This is a genomic window from Paenibacillus sp. J22FR5 (assembly GCF_059691975.1).
On the sequence record NZ_JCAUAN010000003.1, the window covers coordinates 36860 to 51970 of the forward strand.

The following is a 15111-nucleotide window of genomic DNA, read 5'->3' on the forward strand; positions in this document are numbered from 1 at the left end:
TTAGGAGATGCTAATCATGTTAAAAGGGATACCTTCGATCCTCTCGCCCGAGCTTCTCAAAGTTCTTATGGAGATGGGACATGGGGACGAAATCATCTTGGCAGACGGGAATTTCCCAGCAGCCAGTCATACGAACCGACTATTGCGTTGTGATGGACACGGCGTACCCGAATTATTGAAAGCGGTTTTATCTTTATTTCCACTAGATACGTATAGCGAAAAGCCTGTTGCGCTCATGGCTGTCGTTCCAGGGGATCCTGTTGAGACACCTATTTGGGGTGAATATGAAGCAATTATTAGTGAACATGTGACACCGGCCATTGAATATGTAGAACGATTCGCTTTTTATGAGCGGGCGAAGAAAGTTTATGCCATTGTAGCGACGAGCGAAAAGGCGCTTTATGCCAATATTATTTTAAGAAAAGGCGTAATTAGCGAGTAATTGATTTATCGGTAACTCTAATGAATAGCGAGTATGAAGTTGTAATTCTGAGCTTTTCATAATGAGGAGGATGAACGATTATGACAAACAGTGATTTCGTTCGCAGTATGATTTTGAATGACCGCCTTACAGTACAAAAGGATGGGAATGTGCAATTCTTTTCATGGAAAATCAAGGAATCATGTTACATTGAAACCATCACTAGATTGGAACCACAAGACAAGTAATTAGATATTTAAGTGCAGATTATTTATTAAAACCTTATTAATACTCAATAAGAAGCGAGGATACTTTATGTCAACTTCATCCCTTTACTCGAATCGGTCAATTGGTAGAACTGGCCTGCTTGTCTCTCCGCTTTGTGTTGGTGGAGCTCCACTCGGTGATATGCCGGAAACGTTTAATTTTAGTGCACCAGAAGAAACCGCGCTGGAAACAATTCGCGCTGCCTTCGCAAGCCCGATTAACTTCCTCGATACTGCTGCGGCCTATGGTGAAGGCGAGAGTGAGCGCCGCATTGGCAAGGTAATTAAAGAGAACGGCGGACTCCCATCGGGTTTTGTGCTCGCCACCAAAGCAGACCGGTGTTTACGGACTGGCGACTTCAGCGGGGATCAAATAAAACGATCCATTGAAGGAAGTCTAATCCGGTTAGGGCTAGATCGTCTGCAATATGTCTATATCCATGACCCGGAACATTCCACCTTTGAAAATGTTATGGGAGCAGGTGGGCCGCTTGAGGTGCTGAAAAATTTCAAGGATCAGGGGGTCATAGATCACATTGGAATATCTGGTGGGCCCATCGACTTGCTTATTCGTTATGTAAAGACAGGGGAGTTTAGCGCCGTTGAGACCCATAACCGCTATACACTGCTCAATCGATCAGCTGAACCTTTGCTTGATATCGCCAATCAATTGGAAGTTGCCGTAATTAATGCAGCACCATATGGCAGCGGCATATTGGCAAAAGGTCCGGATGCCTACGCACGTTATGCGTATAGTGATGCACCTCCTGTGTTGCTTGAACGTGCACGATCCTTAATGAAAGTCTGCCAGGAATATGATGTCCCCCTAGCCGCTGCTGCACTCCAATTCTCTATGCGTGACCCCCGCGTCTCGAGTACTGTTGTTGGCATGAGCAAGCCGGAACGAGTAGCACAGACGTTGGAGCTTGCCAATTATCCAATTCCTTCAGAGCTTTGGCCTGCACTGGACGACATTGGATATTCTACTGTGGATCCTGAATCAGATAGATTTTCATAAAATTGTTGAGCGTATGCTCAAAAGGCCGTTAATTACTTTCGATTTTTTCTCTTATCATTCTTGGATTCGAAAAACATTCTTAATTTTTCTCTCTTCCGACGATTAGTATTTCATGAGTAATTTTCAAAAAGGAGATAGATATCGATGAACGAAATTTACCAATTTGATGAAATTGCCAGACTTCCATTACCTGGGGATAACTGCGCCGTTGCGACTCGCAATTTGGACGCCGGCACCATCATTAATTATGAAGGCCAAACCTTGATCATAGATTATACTGTTATGGAAGGCCATCGTTTTGCTGTGAAGACAATTGATCCCGGTGTAGAGCTGCTTTCTTGGGAAATGCCGTTTGGCGTGGCTCTGGAAGCGATTCAGCCCGGTCACTATGTGATAAATGAGGCGGTATTGGACGCACTTAGAGTGCGTCAGCTGAAATTTACTCTGCCTGCTAAGCCCAATTTTACGGATCAAATTCATCCGTATGTTCTTGCCGAGGCGAACTTTAAGCCCGCCCCGGCATCACCCGTTTACTCGGAAACTCGTACTTTTATGGGTTATCGCCGCAGTGAAGCCCGTGGCGTTGGTACCCGTAACCACGTAGTTCTGTTAGGTACCACCTCTCGTACGGGCAGCTATTCGAAGCAGCTTGCCGCTCGACTACAAGGTGAACTGAAGAACTATCCCAATGTCGATGGGATTGTCCCTGTGGCGCATACGGAGGGCGGCACGGAAAAGCTTAATAACCTGGATTTACTACTGCGGACGCTCGCCGGATTTATCGTGAACCCCAACGTGGGTGCAGTCTTGGTTGTTGATTATGGCAATGAACCGGTAACCAACAAGATGGTGGAAGCGTATTTACGCGAACACAGCTACCCGATCGATGATGTGTTGCACAAGTTTGTGTCGCTCCAAGGCGGCTTTGAACAGAATCTGGCCCTAGGCGAAGCGATTATACGCGAGTGGCTGCCTACCGTTAATGCGATGCAACGGACGGGTGAATCCATTAGCCACCTGAAGATCGGACTGCAGTGTGGCGGCTCGGACGCTTTTTCCGGCATTTCAGCGAACCCGCTGCTTGGCTGGATTTCAGAAGAATTGGTACGCTACGGCGGCGCTGCCAGCCTGGCTGAAACCGATGAATTAATTGGCGCGGAACCCTATGTCCTGTCGAAGGTGCGTAACATTGAAACCGCCCGCAAATTCTTGGAACTTGTGAACCGTTTCAAAGAGCGCACGTCTTGGCATGGTGCTAGCGCGGAGGGAAATCCATCTGGTGGTAATATATATCGCGGCCTTTATAACATTTATCTCAAATCCATTGGTGCTGCCCGAAAGAAAGATCCGATCACTCGCCTCGATTATGCCACAGAATATGGGGAGCTCATGAAAGATGGCGGATTCTATTTCATGGATAGCCCCGGCAATGACCTCGAGAGCATCGCCGGACAGGTGGCTGCAGGCTGCAACATGATTTTCTTTACGACGGGTAACGGCTCGATCACCAATTTCCCTTATGTGCCGACGGTCAAGGTTGTCACGACGACGCGCCGCTTCCAATTGCTGACTAATGATATGGATGTCAACGCTGGTAAATTTTTGGAAGGAACGACTATGGATGAGCTCGGCAAAGAGGCCTTCGAACTGACAATCCAAACTGCTTCCGGTCAGCGCAGTGTTGGTGAGAAGGCGGGCCATGCCCAGGTGCAGATCTGGCGCAATTGGCAGCAAAATGATGCAAGTCAGCTGGAGCTATTGCTCCATCCCTATACGCCAACAGGAGAGCCTATTGAAATTCTAGAGGATGCAGAAGCGATAGCTAGCCCGATCCAATTCTCCTTCACACGTCATCAAAACCGCCGGGCCAGCGATAACATCGGCTTGATCCTGCCGACCAGTCTCTGTGCTGGACAGGTAGCAAATTTGATTACGCAGCAGCTGAATAAACAGGAGGCTGGGCAACCCGAGCTCTCACGTTTTGTGGCTTTGGCGCATACGGAAGGCTGCGGTAATTCGGGGGGCCAAGCAGAACAGTTGTATGCCCGAACGATGATAGGTTACATCACACATCCGATGGTAAAACATTGTCTGCTGCTGGAGCATGGCTGCGAGAAAACCCACAACGACTATATGCGCCATCTGATGGAAGAGATGGGTGTTGAAACGAGCCATCTTGGTTTTGCCAGCATTCAGCTTGACGGCGGAATTACGAAGGTGACGCAGAAGGTAGAAGCATGGTTTGCCGATCAATTGGCAGCAGCTGGAGCAGCTGAGAAGGAGACAGTCGGTCTGGCAGGACTGCGTATTGGCATCGTAAGCGATGGTTCCATCTCGGACGATGAAGGAGAGCAGCTGATGAAGCTGACCAAAATGGTTGTGGGCGCAGGCGGCTTAGTGGTTGTTCCTGAGAACAGCGGTCTACTTTCCACTGCTTCTTATAGCCAAAATATATTTACTTCATCCAATGTCCTGCCGTCAATTGCCTATGGTGAGCATGTCCGCCGCAATGGTTTCCACATTATGGAGACTCCGACCGAGCATTGGGTGGAGACGGTTACGGGCTTAGCTGCCACGGGTGTAGAGTTAATCATCGCGCTAGTCGGTAATCGTCCGATGCAGACGCATCCGTTCGTTCCTATGCTGCAAATAGCATCGGAACCGGGTATGCTGCAAAACTATGACAATGATCTGGATTTGCTGCTCATTGGAGATCCGAATGCTTGGACGAACAGGATTCTCGAGCGCGTCAAGCAAATCATTGAGCATACCTATACACCTCGTCTCTACCAGCAGGGTAATGTTGATTTCCAATTAACACGTGGCTTCTTGGGTGTTTCGTTGTGATTTTCATTTCTATTTGAGTTGGTTGGCGATGTTGCTTTCGTCCCGTATGTCGTGCCGACAACCGATAAGCTGGCTAAACTCGTGGCAGAGAAAGCGGGTCGATACAGCTCGATTCTGCTCCACAACCACGGGCTCGTGACAACAGGCAAGAACCTGTGCGAAGCTATCGTGTGAATTTGTTGCAACAGATGAAGTAGAGTCTGTCTGTATGGAAACACCCACTCTCAATTGGGTTCTTGGAGTGGGTGTTTGTTGTTTTATTAGGTATCTAAGCTAGATTCTTCGATCCAATTTAATCGCTTTGTCATCATGACAGAAAGTGACATTTCCGCTACAGAAACCTCTTTTTGCAGCTGAGCAACGACAGGGCTAATTTTATTTATTGCTGTAAGAGTTTGGCTTTGAGAGTTGTTGATGCGTCCTTGGACAATCCAGTCTGTAATGAGTCCATCGAAATCCCTCGTTTTCCAGCATTTGTTAGAAGATTTACTTTTTTCATTACGTTGGTAAGCGTTGGTGGTTTCAGAAATCAGTCAAATCCACATACAAAATGTGAGCTAGCTATGGTATAATACATACTTTGCAAGTTTCGGCTTGCTAGATTAGATAGAGATAGCTAGTAAAATTAGAGAGAGAAATGGGAGAAATCATATGATTACTAAACAACTTTCACCACTGGTTCAAACGTTGGATTTAAAGCCTCATCCAGAGGGCGGATGGTACAAGGAACTCTGGAAGGCCTCATTCGAAATCCCGAAAGAGATTTTACATGAAGCGTATTCCGGTTCACGCTATGCAGCAACTTCAATATATTTCTTACTTCATCCCGATGAATTCTCAGAGTGGCACACCGTCTTGTCTGATGAGTTGTGGCTGTGGCATTCTGGCAGCCCAATATTGCTAACGTTAGGTGGAACCGGTGAGCAACCTCAAGCCGCAAAGGAATTTATTCTGGGTCCAGACGTGCTGAAAGGTCAGCATCCACAGGCGCTTGTGCCAGCAAATGTTTGGCAGATGGCGAGGCCTCTTGGCGATGACCCAGTTTTGGTTTCCTGTGTGGTAGCGCCAGGTTTCCATTATGACGACTTTAAATTGATTTCGAAATCGTGTTAGGAACCAAACGGAGTCTCTTCATTATGAAGATGGCTCTTTTTTAACCGTTTTTACGGATATGCAAATGGAGAAAATGAATGGGATCGAACTGATCGAGAACATTTTCTTAGAGGATTCTTCCATTCCGATCGTGATATTGTCGGCGCATGGTGAGTTTGAGTATGCTCAGAAAGCGATCCGTTTTGGAGCCAAGGAATATCTGGTTAAGCCGATTACGCCGCCGCATCTCATTTGGTTCGGAAGCTGCTCAAGGAGAAGGAAGAGAAGGGACAGCGCTTTGCGAACTGGGAAGGCTCTCGCTCCTTTATTTATGAATGATGATGCATCTATGTCCTTATAACCGGCCATTAAAGCAAGCATGAAACCACGAATCGGGTTATACTCGGTTGGTCTCCGTCGAGGCGAAGGTGAAGACGGGAGCCATCACGACGCTGAACGTAACGCAGACCGGCGATGGCAAGCTCAAGCTGATGTCATGCGTTGGGGAGTCCGCGAACGGGCCGATCATGAAGATCGGCAACACCCAGACGCCGGTGAAATTCACATTTTGTAGGAAGCAAATAGAATGTATATAGAACGTGAAAAGCCCGCTGATTGGCGGGCTTTTTCTTATATCCAAGGTGTTGCTAGTTAATTTTGCGGAAATGAGGACAGATCTTCAGGTGAATCGGAACTTTCCGTGACGTCGATATAATGGTCGATCGAATCCAGAACTTGACTGAGCGGCGTCTGAGCAAACATAATGCGATCCGCGTGAATAGCGTTATAGGTGCTGTCATCTTTGTTAATTTTGAATCCTCTGTAATTCTCGTAAATAGTTTTCATGGCAATCTCTCCCTCACTAGGATGTATATAATAAAATATCATCAATTGGATAAGTTTGGTAGAGGTGTAAATTGAGAGATTCTGTCAGAAAATGAATGTTTGCGTGATTATTATATTAAAAAAGGGATTGGGGACGATAGTAGGAGAATGATTCGTGTTTTTTGCTATTCTGTGCTTTTTTATGTTACAGTTAGGAGGAGGTGATCGCATATGTTGAAATTAAGTATTTTGGATCAATCGCAAATTGGAGAAGGGCGTAATGCCGCGCAGACGTTGGCTGAAACAACAGAACTCGCACAAGAAGCAGATCGAATTGGATATAGCCGATTCTGGGTGTCTGAGCATCATGCATCCCAAGCACTAGCGCACTCAAGTCCTGAGGTGCTGATTGCACATTTAGCAGCAAAAACTGAGCGCATCCGCCTTGGGTCAGGAGGCATTATGATGCCTCACTATAGCGCATATAAAGTAGCAGAAAACTTCCGCTTGCTGGAGGCACTGCATCCGGGGCGTATCGACGTTGGACTTGGTCGTGCACCTGGTGGGATGCCGATATCCACCCGCGCCCTGCAAGAGGGAAAATATACAGGTGTTGATCAATACCCGCAGCAGATTGCTGATTTGACGGGTTATTTATATGATTCATTGCCGGCTAACCATCGGTTCGCCGCGCTGCATGCTTCGCCGATTATTCCGACGGCACCAGAAATTTGGCTGCTCGGATCTTCCTATGACAGTGCAAGGATTGCTGCTGATCAGGGGGCCGCTTTCGGGTTCGCGCAGTTTTTTGGAAACGCGGATTGTGAGCAGGCGCTGCGCATTTATCGTGAGCATTTCACGCCTTCGATTTTGAATGAGAAACCGCATTCGCTAGCCGCCGTGTTGGTTATATGCGCAGATACGGAAGAAGAGGCGAATCAGCTTGCGCTGAGCACAGACTTATTCTTCCTTTCATTAGGTCGAGGCATGCTGTTGCCTTCATTCCCTTCGGTGAATACAGCACTCAATTATCCGTATACGGAGAATGACTACGCAATGATCCGAAGTGCTCGCCACAAACGGATTGTTGGTACGCCAAAGCAAGTGAAAGAACAGATTTTGAAGCTCAATGAGGCGTATCAAGCCGATGAAATCATGGTAGTCTCGCCGATTCACAACATCGAGGCACGTCTGCATTCTTATCGATTGTTGGCGAAGGCGTTCGAGTTGTAATGCTGCCCCGATTTGCAAATAACTGGATGTTTTCCAGTTAATGTTGACATCGTCTGCTAAGAGCGCGATATTATGTTGGATTCGCTGCCTGTAACGGTATGTAACATCTATTCTCACCTTCGATGAAACCTATATTTGCGTTTTTGAGCGTCTGCCATTACACTTAAACAAAAATGGTGGAGTGGTGTCATGAGCAAGAATCGTGTGTGGAACAAGGGAAAACGAAATGGTGGAGGCGGACCTGCACCTGGCACAGGGTATAAAGAGAAGCTTGCGGCGGAGCAACCGTTTAAAGCGGAAGTCATTGATCTTTCAAATCCGATTAATCAGGTGAAACGCATGAGCCGTGAGAATTGGGTGGAGCGGCCTACAAGACCGGCACGCGAACAGCAGCCCAATAAGTAACTTAGCCAGAAGAAACCAAAAGTCAAAAGCCTAATTTGTCTCTCTGAAGGGGACGGGTTAGGCTTTTTTTGCATGTGGTAGACACGGATTACCATGACTTTTTTCGCGATCTTCCCCATATAAATGGAAAATGTGCGTGTAAGGTTTCGACAAAGGAGGATATTCAACATGAGATCCGTAATCAAGCTAGAAATTGAGGAAGCGAGGGTGATGATTGCTGCGGGTATCCAAGCTGCAGAGGAAGCTCAGGCAGCAGAGACGATTTGTATTGTGGACGATGGCGGCTATTTGCTGGCATTAGAACGAATGAATGGGGCACGCAACACGAGTCCTGAGCTCGCGATGGCGAAGGCTTTTACGGCAAGCGGGCATAGACGTTCGACACATCTGTTCAATCAGCCTGGCGGGTCGGCGACGATCCACGGCGAAGCCTTTGGGATTCATGCGATGATGCCGGGGAAGTTTGCCATTTTCGTAGGCGGATTTCCCATCGTGGTGAACGGTCAGGTCATTGGCGGGGTAGGCGTTAGCGGTGGGGCAGGCGAGGAGGATATTGCAGTTGGTGTGGCAATCTTGAAGGCGCTGCAGCGTTATTTGGGCGAACAATACGAGGTTCTCACCGATGCGGATATTAAAAAATGAAAACGCACCACTGACACCTCTCACTTTAGAGAGAAGTCGGGGGTGCGTTTTCATTTGCTATGTGGGCTTATAACAAGCTCCTGACATACTTGAACGTTTCTTCGATCGTATGATCTTCGAGACGCTCCAAGGAAATATCAACGCCTGGCTTGTAATGGTGAAGCTTTTTCAAAAACGCGGCTGTCTCGAATATTCCTTTGCCTGACTCAATTTCATTCTTTTGACCATTTTTCACTACATAATCCTTCAAGTGAGTAAGCACAATGCGATTGCCGAACGTTTCAAAGGCATGGTCCAAAAAAGCAAGCTGATCACGGGGCTCAACAGCCGTCGGTGGAAGTAAATTCACAGGATCAAACACAACACCTAACGTGCTAGAAGGAACTATCTCAAGGATTCTTGCCATTTTCTCTATACTGGACAGCGTATGAGTGAAAACAGGCTCTAATCCGATATGAACGCCCCAACGCTCGGCTTCTTCGGCTAATTCTTCAACTGTTAGCTGGAGGATGGTCCAACCTCTATCTTCAAACCCATCAGCATCTTCCGAGAGATACGTCGTTAGTTCGCCCGTTTCAGTTGCCACGATGGATGTACCGAAATCGCGGGCGTATCGCAAATGTTCCTTGAATCTATCGATTTCATAGCGTCGCTGCTGCGGATCGGGATGAATAGGGTTGATGTAGCATCCAAGAACGCCAATCCGTACGCCCGCGCGATGAAACTGCTCGCCAATGTGATTGGCGAGTGCAGGGCTTAATTTTCCAAGAGACAAATCATAATCGCTGATTGCTTTACTAAGTGCTAGCTGGACGAAATCGATGTCACGACCGCTAAGCTTGGCAGTCAGTTCCGTAAGTGGTAGATGTCCGACCGTATGAGCAAGCGTCCCAATACCCATCTATCTCGCCATCCATCCGCCGTCCACGCAAAGCACGTGTCCGTTCATATAGTCGGAAGCGTTCGAAGACAAGAACACTACAGGACCTTTCAAGTCCTCAGGTGAACCCCAACGACCTGCTGGAATACGATCGGTGATTGATTTGGTACGATTCTCATCCTTGAGAATTGGAGCTGTGTTATTTGTCGTCATATAACCTGGGGCAATGGCATTGATTTGGATGCCTTTTCCAGCCCACTCGTTAGCTAATGCCTTCGTTACACCTGCAATGGCATGTTTACTCGCTGTGTAGCCAGGGACGTTAATACCGCCTTGATACGTCAGCATGGATGCGATATTAACGATTTTGCCGCTTCCGCGTTCAATCATATGGCGCCCGATCAATTGGCATAGGAAGAAAGCCGAGTTGAGGTTCAGATCAATCACATCGTGCCAATCTTGACGTGCGTGATCAACTGCTGGTGTCCGACGAATAATACCTGCATTATTCACGAGAATATCAATGCTGCCATAAATGCCGATCGCTCTTGTAACAACATCCTCGAGGATGTCTTCATTACTAAGATCAGCCGCGATAAGTTCTGCTTTGCCGCCCAATGCGCGAATCGCTTCAACCGTTTGTACGCTTTCGGACGAGGAGACTGCGATGACATTCGCGCCTGCTTCTGCTAGTCCAATTGCCATAGCTTGACCAAGACCGCCGGAAGCACCCGTAACGAATGCTGTTTTACCTGAAAGATTAAAAAGTGTCATAACGTACTCCTTTTCAAAATAAGCGATTGTAGGTTTTATTTGTGTAGCTGCTCTTTCCACCTAATGAGTTTCAATCAGAATGCCTTTGTCGCGGAATTGCTGAGCCGTTTCTGCAGACAAGCCGCTATCGGTTAAAATCATGCTCACCTCGGATAACGAAGCGAATGTACGCAGGGCACATTGTCCGAATTTGAAATGATCGATAACCCCATAGACAGTTGCACTGGAGCCGATCAAAGCACGCTTATACTCGACAAGATCATTCGTATAAATTGTAAAGCCATGCTGCAAATGCACGCCTGTAGCGGAAATGAACGATTTCTGAATGTTCAGACCTCGTACATAGTGGACGGCTTCAGGGCCTGCAAGCATGTTGCGCAAACGATAGCCGCCTGGAACGACAAGACGAATTTCATCCTTATGGACAAGCTCAGAGATAATGTAAAGATCGTTAGTTACAACGGTAAGCGGCTGATTATCCAGCCGCCTAGCGATTTCAAGTGTTGTAGAGCCGCCATCCAGTGCGATGATATCGCGAGGCTGTATGTATCGGAGTGCGAGGGACGCAATCTCCGATTTTTTATCAGTATGCTTGATATTCGGTTCTTTCGCAGAAAGAATGCCTAGTTGATCGCTTTGAGCAAGCATAGCACCGCCATGAATGCGGATAAGCAACCCTTTTTCCTCCAGCTTGGCTAAATCCTCGCGAATGGTTTTACCTGTTACTTCAAGACGTTCACTCAACTCGTTCACGGTAACTTCCTTCTGAGCTAAGAGAACTTCCATAATCGTTTCATATCTACGTAAAGGATTCACCCTAGTTTCATCCGTTCTTTAAATGGGATTACCGATTATTTTAAATCTTGCATGGCCACGGCGTCCATATCATTGAACATTTGATTTTCGCCAGCCATGCCCCAAATGAATGTATAGTTGTTCGTGCCTACACCGCTGTGAATGGACCAGCTTGGTGAAATGACAGCTTGTTCATTACGCATTACAATGTGACGAGTTTGTTGCGGTTCACCCATCATGTGGAAGACAACAGCATCTTCTGGCATGTCAAAATAGAAGTAAACCTCAGAACGACGGTTGTGCGTATGTGTTGGCATGGTGTTCCACATGTTGCCTGGTTTCAATAGTGTCATCCCCATGACGAGTTGACAGCTTTGAATGCCGTCTAAGTGGATGTATTTATAAATCGTACGCTCATTGGACGTATTGATGCTGCCTAGGTGAGCTGGGGTCGCTTCACTGATGGCAACTTTAACCGTTGGGTACGTTGTGTGCGCTGGTGTGGAGTTGAAGTAGAACTTAGCTGGGTTTGCTGCATCATCGCTTGCGAAAGAAATTTCTTTGGAGCCAAGACCGATGTAAATGCAATCTTTGGAATCCATGGTGTACTCAGTTCCATCAACGGTGATTGTACCTCTTGCACCAACATTAATAATGCCGATTTCGCGGCGCTCTAAGAAATAATCAGCAGCCATTTCTTTGCGGTCAGCTTGTAATTGAAGCGTTTCAGTTGTTGGCAGAACACCACCAATAATAAAACGGTCAACATGCGAGTAAACTAAGGTCACTTGGTTCGGTGTAAATAAGGATTCAATTTGAAATTCAGCTTGTAAGCGTTCAGTGTCAAATTGTTTAACTTCATTCGGGTGTGAGGCATAGCGGATATCCATCGGATAATCTCTCCTTAGAGTTGGTTTATTTGTGTTGATATACGTTCATATAGGTTTAATTTACTTCATATCTTCGATTTAGGCAAGGAGATCTTGTGTACTATGCGAGAAAAGTTGGTTGTTGTGAATAAAGATAGCGAAATGTGTACAAAACAAGCAAACGAGCAAAGTTTTAATAGTAAATTTAGATTTTAGGAGGCGTATTCCAATGGACAAAAGTCACTATTTTGATCGTGTATGCAATGATACAATTCCAACCCAACCTGATGAGGAAGATACAACCCCAACCGACATGTTGAGTGAGGCTGTTGAAGAGATTATGGATAAGTTAAGTCACCCATTTTCAGACAATGAGTCAACAGATCGGGACTAAAGATTTATGCGGTTACGGTTTACATAAGAATAAAAGCGACCAAAATCCCTTCAGAGCGAAGGGATTTTCTTTTTAACAACTGAAGAGTACAATGTCCTTAAGAACGGATGGAAAGGAGCTCCACATGCCTCAAATTATGCGTCTATTTCCTGCTATATTGATGGATCAACCCTGCCATCCTCAAGTGGTTGCGTATTATTTTAAACAATGGCAAGGCTTTCAGATGCCCTTTCATCGTCATGATGCGACTGAGATTATGTATACGATTCAAGGTTTTTGCGAGGTTGAGATCCAACTCTCCCCCACACGAACTGAGAGGATGAGATTGAAAAAAGGGGAATTCATCCTCTTGGATGCAAATATCGCCCACCGGCTTATCGTTGATGACGAGGAGCCGTGTCGCATGCTTAATGTGGAGTTCCGCTTCGCGGCGCATCAAGGTGTGATGCCATCGATCCAACAGCTTGCGGCGGATGAGAAGCAGCTTTCCTCCTTATTGGAGGCCCCGACCTCTTATTTGGTGCTGCGTGATTCTGACGAAGTCTATCATGTGATGAAAAGCTTGGTGCTAGAATTAGATAAGGTAGCTGAGAAGAGTGAAACGATGATTCAATTACTCATCGCCCAGCTGCTGTTGCGTATTGCTCGTTTGCGTCGTGAAAGTGTAAGTAATTCTTTGGTGCAAAGTGAATGGTATGCGAAGCAAAGTATGGATTACTTGCATCAAAACTACGATCGCGAGATTCAAGTGAAGGATATTGCTGGTGCGGTAAATCTGCATCCTGGTTATTTGCAACGGGTATTTAAAGCGATCACAGGACAAACTCTGATGGCTTATCTTACCGATATTCGTATGGAAAAAGCACAAATGCTGCTGCTCGAAACCGACATTCCTATTGCAGATATTTCGGAGTATATCGGGATTGGCAGCAGGCAGTATTTCCACATGCTATTCAAAGCCCATACGAATTTAACTCCCATGGATTATCGGAAATCGATGAATAAACATAAGTTAGACTATCCAGAAGGAAGTTAGAATTTTTGACAAATGGAAAGCGATTAAGTTAGAAATTTGATAACGTTTTCTCTCATCTGCTTGGTACAATGTGAAGCATAGACGAAGTGATAGAGAGGGCGATAAATATGGCATTTAAGGTAGTATTTATAGGCGCAGGAAGCATTGGTTTCACACGTGGACTTCTAAGAGATTTACTAGCTGTTCCTGAGTTTCATAACATTCAAGTAGCTTTTACAGACATCAATCAACACAACCTTGATATGGTAACTGAGCTCTGCCAACGAGATATTCGTGAGAATGGGTTATCCATACAAATACAAGCGACGACGAATCGAAGAGAAGCTTTAGTAGGCGCGAAATACGTCCTATGTACGATTCGTGTGGGTGGTTTGGAGGCTTTTGCCACGGATGTCGATATTCCATTGAAATACGGTGTTGATCAGTGTGTTGGTGATACGTTATGTGCTGGCGGAATTATGTATGGACAACGTGGGATCTCTGAAATGCTTCGCATTTGCCAAGATATTCGCGAGGTCGCTGCGCCTGATGTTACGCTGTTGAATTATGCGAATCCAATGGCTATGTTGACTTGGGCTTGTAATAAGTACGGTGGTGTGCGAACGATTGGCCTATGTCACGGTGTTCAGCATGGACATCATCAAATTGCGGATGTTTACGGATTGGATAAGAAAGACGTGGACATTATTTGCGCAGGCATTAATCATCAAACTTGGTATATTCAAGCTTCGCATGAGGGTAAGGATTTGACTGCAGGGCTGCTGGAGGCTTTCGAAAATCATGCCGAGTATGCGCGAACAGAGAAAGTTCGGATCGATATGCTTCGCCGCTTTGGCTACTACAGCACGGAGTCCAATGGACATCTGAGTGAATATGTACCTTGGTATCGGAAGCGGGCAAGTGAAATTCAGGATTGGATTGACATGGGCTCCTGGATTAATGGTGAAACGGGTGGATACTTACGTGTGTGCACGGAGGGACGCCGTTGGTTTGAAACAGATTTCCCGAACTGGATGAAGGATCCGGCATTCGTTTATGACAGCGAAAAGCGCAGTGAAGAGCACGGATCTTATATCATCGAAGGACTGGAAACAGGTCGTGTCTATCGCGGACATTTTAACCTTGTGAACAAAGGTATTATCTCAAATTTACCGGATGATGCGATCATTGAAGCGCCAGGCTATGTCGATCGAAACGGGATCTCCATGCCGCATGTGGGTGATCTGCCTTTAGGACCGGCAGCCGTTTGTAACGTGAGCATCTCTGTTCAGCGCTTAGCTGTAGAAGCCGCTGTTCATGGGGATGATAAGCTGCTGCGCCAAGCCTTTATGATGGATCCGCTTGTTGGAGCGGTCTGCAATCCGAAAGAAATTTGGCAAATGGTGGATGAAATGTTGGTTGCCCAAGAGGCTTGGTTGCCGCAATATGGTGCAGCTATTGCAGAAGCCAAACAACGTCTTGCCGCTGGCAATCTGCTTCCTACGCGTGAATATGAAGGTGCAGCGCGGGTGAAGGTGAAAACGGTAGCGGATATGCAGCAGGATCGTGAAGCAGCAAACAAGAACGCAGGGGAAGCTGACAAAGGCAAGGATCGTGCAACAACAACAGCCTGAT

Annotated in this window: 17 protein-coding genes and 2 pseudogenes; 14 read left to right on the top strand and 5 right to left on the bottom strand. The window is 46.5% G+C overall.

The features are described 5' to 3' along the window. The first annotated feature begins 16 nt into the window (after nt 1-16). The 8 genes and pseudogenes from fucU to AC58P7_RS06400 all read left to right on the top strand — a co-directional run bounded on the left by fucU (nt 17) and on the right by AC58P7_RS06400 (nt 6218). Nucleotides 17-442 carry an L-fucose mutarotase gene (fucU, locus tag AC58P7_RS06365; protein ID WP_497340982.1) on the top strand — a complete coding sequence of 142 codons (426 nt, stop codon included), beginning with the start codon at nt 17-19 and terminating at the stop codon, nt 440-442. 80 nt (nt 443-522) lie between these two features. After that, entirely contained in the window at nt 523-669 is a 147-nt protein-coding gene (locus AC58P7_RS06370; protein WP_497340984.1) for a hypothetical protein, read from the top strand. Nucleotides 670-736: 67 nt separating this feature from the next. Continuing rightward, nucleotides 737-1705, top strand: a complete 969-nt coding sequence (locus AC58P7_RS06375; RefSeq protein ID WP_497340986.1) for an aldo/keto reductase — start codon at nt 737-739, stop codon at nt 1703-1705. 144 nt (nt 1706-1849) lie between these two features. Then, on the top strand, nt 1850-4552 hold the full coding sequence (locus AC58P7_RS06380; protein WP_497340988.1) for a UxaA family hydrolase: 2703 nt from the start codon (nt 1850-1852) through the stop codon (nt 4550-4552). A gap of 18 nt (nt 4553-4570) precedes the next feature. Then, nucleotides 4571-4717: pseudogene (locus tag AC58P7_RS06385) on the top strand (class II aldolase/adducin family protein); the annotation flags it as partial. Between the two features lie 489 nt (nt 4718-5206). Beyond that, complete coding sequence (locus AC58P7_RS06390; RefSeq protein WP_497341552.1) at nt 5207-5665, top strand: cupin domain-containing protein; 459 nt, start codon at nt 5207-5209, stop codon at nt 5663-5665. A gap of 55 nt (nt 5666-5720) precedes the next feature. Then, nucleotides 5721-6005, top strand: a pseudogene (locus tag AC58P7_RS06395) (response regulator); the annotation flags it as partial. 18 nt (nt 6006-6023) lie between these two features. Continuing rightward, nucleotides 6024-6218 (top strand): hypothetical protein, encoded by a 195-nt coding sequence (locus AC58P7_RS06400; RefSeq protein ID WP_497340990.1) that lies wholly within the window; start codon nt 6024-6026, stop codon nt 6216-6218. Between the two features lie 77 nt (nt 6219-6295). On the opposite strand, the gene AC58P7_RS06405 is transcribed toward AC58P7_RS06400, so the two are convergent. Then, complete coding sequence (locus AC58P7_RS06405) at nt 6296-6490, bottom strand: hypothetical protein (protein ID WP_497340992.1); 195 nt, start codon at nt 6488-6490, stop codon at nt 6296-6298. Nucleotides 6491-6700: 210 nt separating this feature from the next. Here AC58P7_RS06405 and AC58P7_RS06410 point away from each other — a divergent pair, with 210 nt between their 5' ends. The 3 genes from AC58P7_RS06410 (at nt 6701) to AC58P7_RS06420 (ending at nt 8749) form a co-directional block, all read left to right on the top strand. Beyond that, the gene (locus AC58P7_RS06410; RefSeq protein ID WP_497340994.1) at nt 6701-7702 is read left to right on the top strand and encodes an LLM class flavin-dependent oxidoreductase; all 1002 of its coding nucleotides are present in this window, start codon (nt 6701-6703) and stop codon (nt 7700-7702) included. A 189-nt stretch (nt 7703-7891) separates the two neighbouring features. Continuing rightward, entirely contained in the window at nt 7892-8107 is a 216-nt protein-coding gene (locus AC58P7_RS06415) for a hypothetical protein (RefSeq protein ID WP_497340996.1), read from the top strand. A 168-nt stretch (nt 8108-8275) separates the two neighbouring features. Beyond that, nucleotides 8276-8749 (top strand): GlcG/HbpS family heme-binding protein, encoded by a 474-nt coding sequence (locus AC58P7_RS06420; RefSeq protein ID WP_497340998.1) that lies wholly within the window; start codon nt 8276-8278, stop codon nt 8747-8749. 67 nt (nt 8750-8816) lie between these two features. Here the strand turns inward: AC58P7_RS06420 and AC58P7_RS06425 are convergent, their stop codons facing one another. Genes AC58P7_RS06425 through kduI form a run of 4 tightly spaced genes read right to left on the bottom strand, consistent with a single transcriptional unit; the run spans nt 8817 to nt 12088 of the window. Continuing rightward, on the bottom strand, nt 8817-9650 hold the full coding sequence (locus AC58P7_RS06425) for a sugar phosphate isomerase/epimerase family protein (protein ID WP_497341000.1): 834 nt from the start codon (nt 9648-9650) through the stop codon (nt 8817-8819). Next, complete coding sequence (gene kduD / locus AC58P7_RS06430) at nt 9651-10403, bottom strand: 2-dehydro-3-deoxy-D-gluconate 5-dehydrogenase KduD (RefSeq protein ID WP_497341001.1); 753 nt, start codon at nt 10401-10403, stop codon at nt 9651-9653. It lies immediately after the preceding gene. 60 nt (nt 10404-10463) lie between these two features. Then, the gene (locus tag AC58P7_RS06435; protein ID WP_497341003.1) at nt 10464-11219 is read right to left on the bottom strand and encodes a DeoR/GlpR family DNA-binding transcription regulator; all 756 of its coding nucleotides are present in this window, start codon (nt 11217-11219) and stop codon (nt 10464-10466) included. A gap of 35 nt (nt 11220-11254) precedes the next feature. After that, nucleotides 11255-12088, bottom strand: a complete 834-nt coding sequence (kduI, locus tag AC58P7_RS06440) for a 5-dehydro-4-deoxy-D-glucuronate isomerase (RefSeq protein WP_497341005.1) — start codon at nt 12086-12088, stop codon at nt 11255-11257. Between the two features lie 208 nt (nt 12089-12296). On the opposite strand from kduI, the gene AC58P7_RS06445 reads away from it, so the two are divergent. From AC58P7_RS06445 to AC58P7_RS06455, 3 genes are all read left to right on the top strand, one after another. Beyond that, nucleotides 12297-12461, top strand: coding sequence for a hypothetical protein (locus AC58P7_RS06445; protein ID WP_497341007.1), 165 nt, complete (start codon nt 12297-12299; stop codon nt 12459-12461). Nucleotides 12462-12552: 91 nt separating this feature from the next. Further along, nucleotides 12553-13497, top strand: a complete 945-nt coding sequence (locus AC58P7_RS06450) for an AraC family transcriptional regulator (RefSeq protein WP_497341009.1) — start codon at nt 12553-12555, stop codon at nt 13495-13497. A 107-nt stretch (nt 13498-13604) separates the two neighbouring features. Beyond that, a complete protein-coding gene (locus AC58P7_RS06455) occupies nt 13605-15110 on the top strand; it encodes an alpha-glucosidase/alpha-galactosidase (protein WP_497341011.1) in 1506 nt (501 codons plus the stop codon). Nucleotide 15111: the final 1 nt, after the last annotated feature.

Excerpts from the sequence above, each read along its gene's own strand:
- AC58P7_RS06425 (WP_497341000.1), bottom strand. The coding sequence starts at position 9,650 with ATGGGTATTGGGACGCTTGCTCATACGGTCGGACATCTACCACTTACG.
- AC58P7_RS06375 (WP_497340986.1), top strand. The coding sequence starts at position 737 with ATGTCAACTTCATCCCTTTACTCGAATCGGTCAATTGGTAGAACTGGC.
- AC58P7_RS06370 (WP_497340984.1), top strand. The coding sequence starts at position 523 with ATGACAAACAGTGATTTCGTTCGCAGTATGATTTTGAATGACCGCCTT.
- AC58P7_RS06410 (WP_497340994.1), top strand. The coding sequence starts at position 6,701 with ATGTTGAAATTAAGTATTTTGGATCAATCGCAAATTGGAGAAGGGCGT.
- AC58P7_RS06420 (WP_497340998.1), top strand. The coding sequence starts at position 8,276 with ATGAGATCCGTAATCAAGCTAGAAATTGAGGAAGCGAGGGTGATGATT.
- AC58P7_RS06400 (WP_497340990.1), top strand. The coding sequence starts at position 6,024 with ATGAAACCACGAATCGGGTTATACTCGGTTGGTCTCCGTCGAGGCGAA.
- AC58P7_RS06415 (WP_497340996.1), top strand. The coding sequence starts at position 7,892 with ATGAGCAAGAATCGTGTGTGGAACAAGGGAAAACGAAATGGTGGAGGC.
- AC58P7_RS06445 (WP_497341007.1), top strand. The coding sequence starts at position 12,297 with ATGGACAAAAGTCACTATTTTGATCGTGTATGCAATGATACAATTCCA.
- kduI (WP_497341005.1), bottom strand. The coding sequence starts at position 12,088 with ATGGATATCCGCTATGCCTCACACCCGAATGAAGTTAAACAATTTGAC.
- AC58P7_RS06405 (WP_497340992.1), bottom strand. The coding sequence starts at position 6,490 with ATGAAAACTATTTACGAGAATTACAGAGGATTCAAAATTAACAAAGAT.
- fucU (WP_497340982.1), top strand. The coding sequence starts at position 17 with ATGTTAAAAGGGATACCTTCGATCCTCTCGCCCGAGCTTCTCAAAGTT.
- AC58P7_RS06380 (WP_497340988.1), top strand. The coding sequence starts at position 1,850 with ATGAACGAAATTTACCAATTTGATGAAATTGCCAGACTTCCATTACCT.
- AC58P7_RS06450 (WP_497341009.1), top strand. The coding sequence starts at position 12,553 with ATGTCCTTAAGAACGGATGGAAAGGAGCTCCACATGCCTCAAATTATG.
- AC58P7_RS06455 (WP_497341011.1), top strand. The coding sequence starts at position 13,605 with ATGGCATTTAAGGTAGTATTTATAGGCGCAGGAAGCATTGGTTTCACA.
- kduD (WP_497341001.1), bottom strand. The coding sequence starts at position 10,403 with ATGACACTTTTTAATCTTTCAGGTAAAACAGCATTCGTTACGGGTGCT.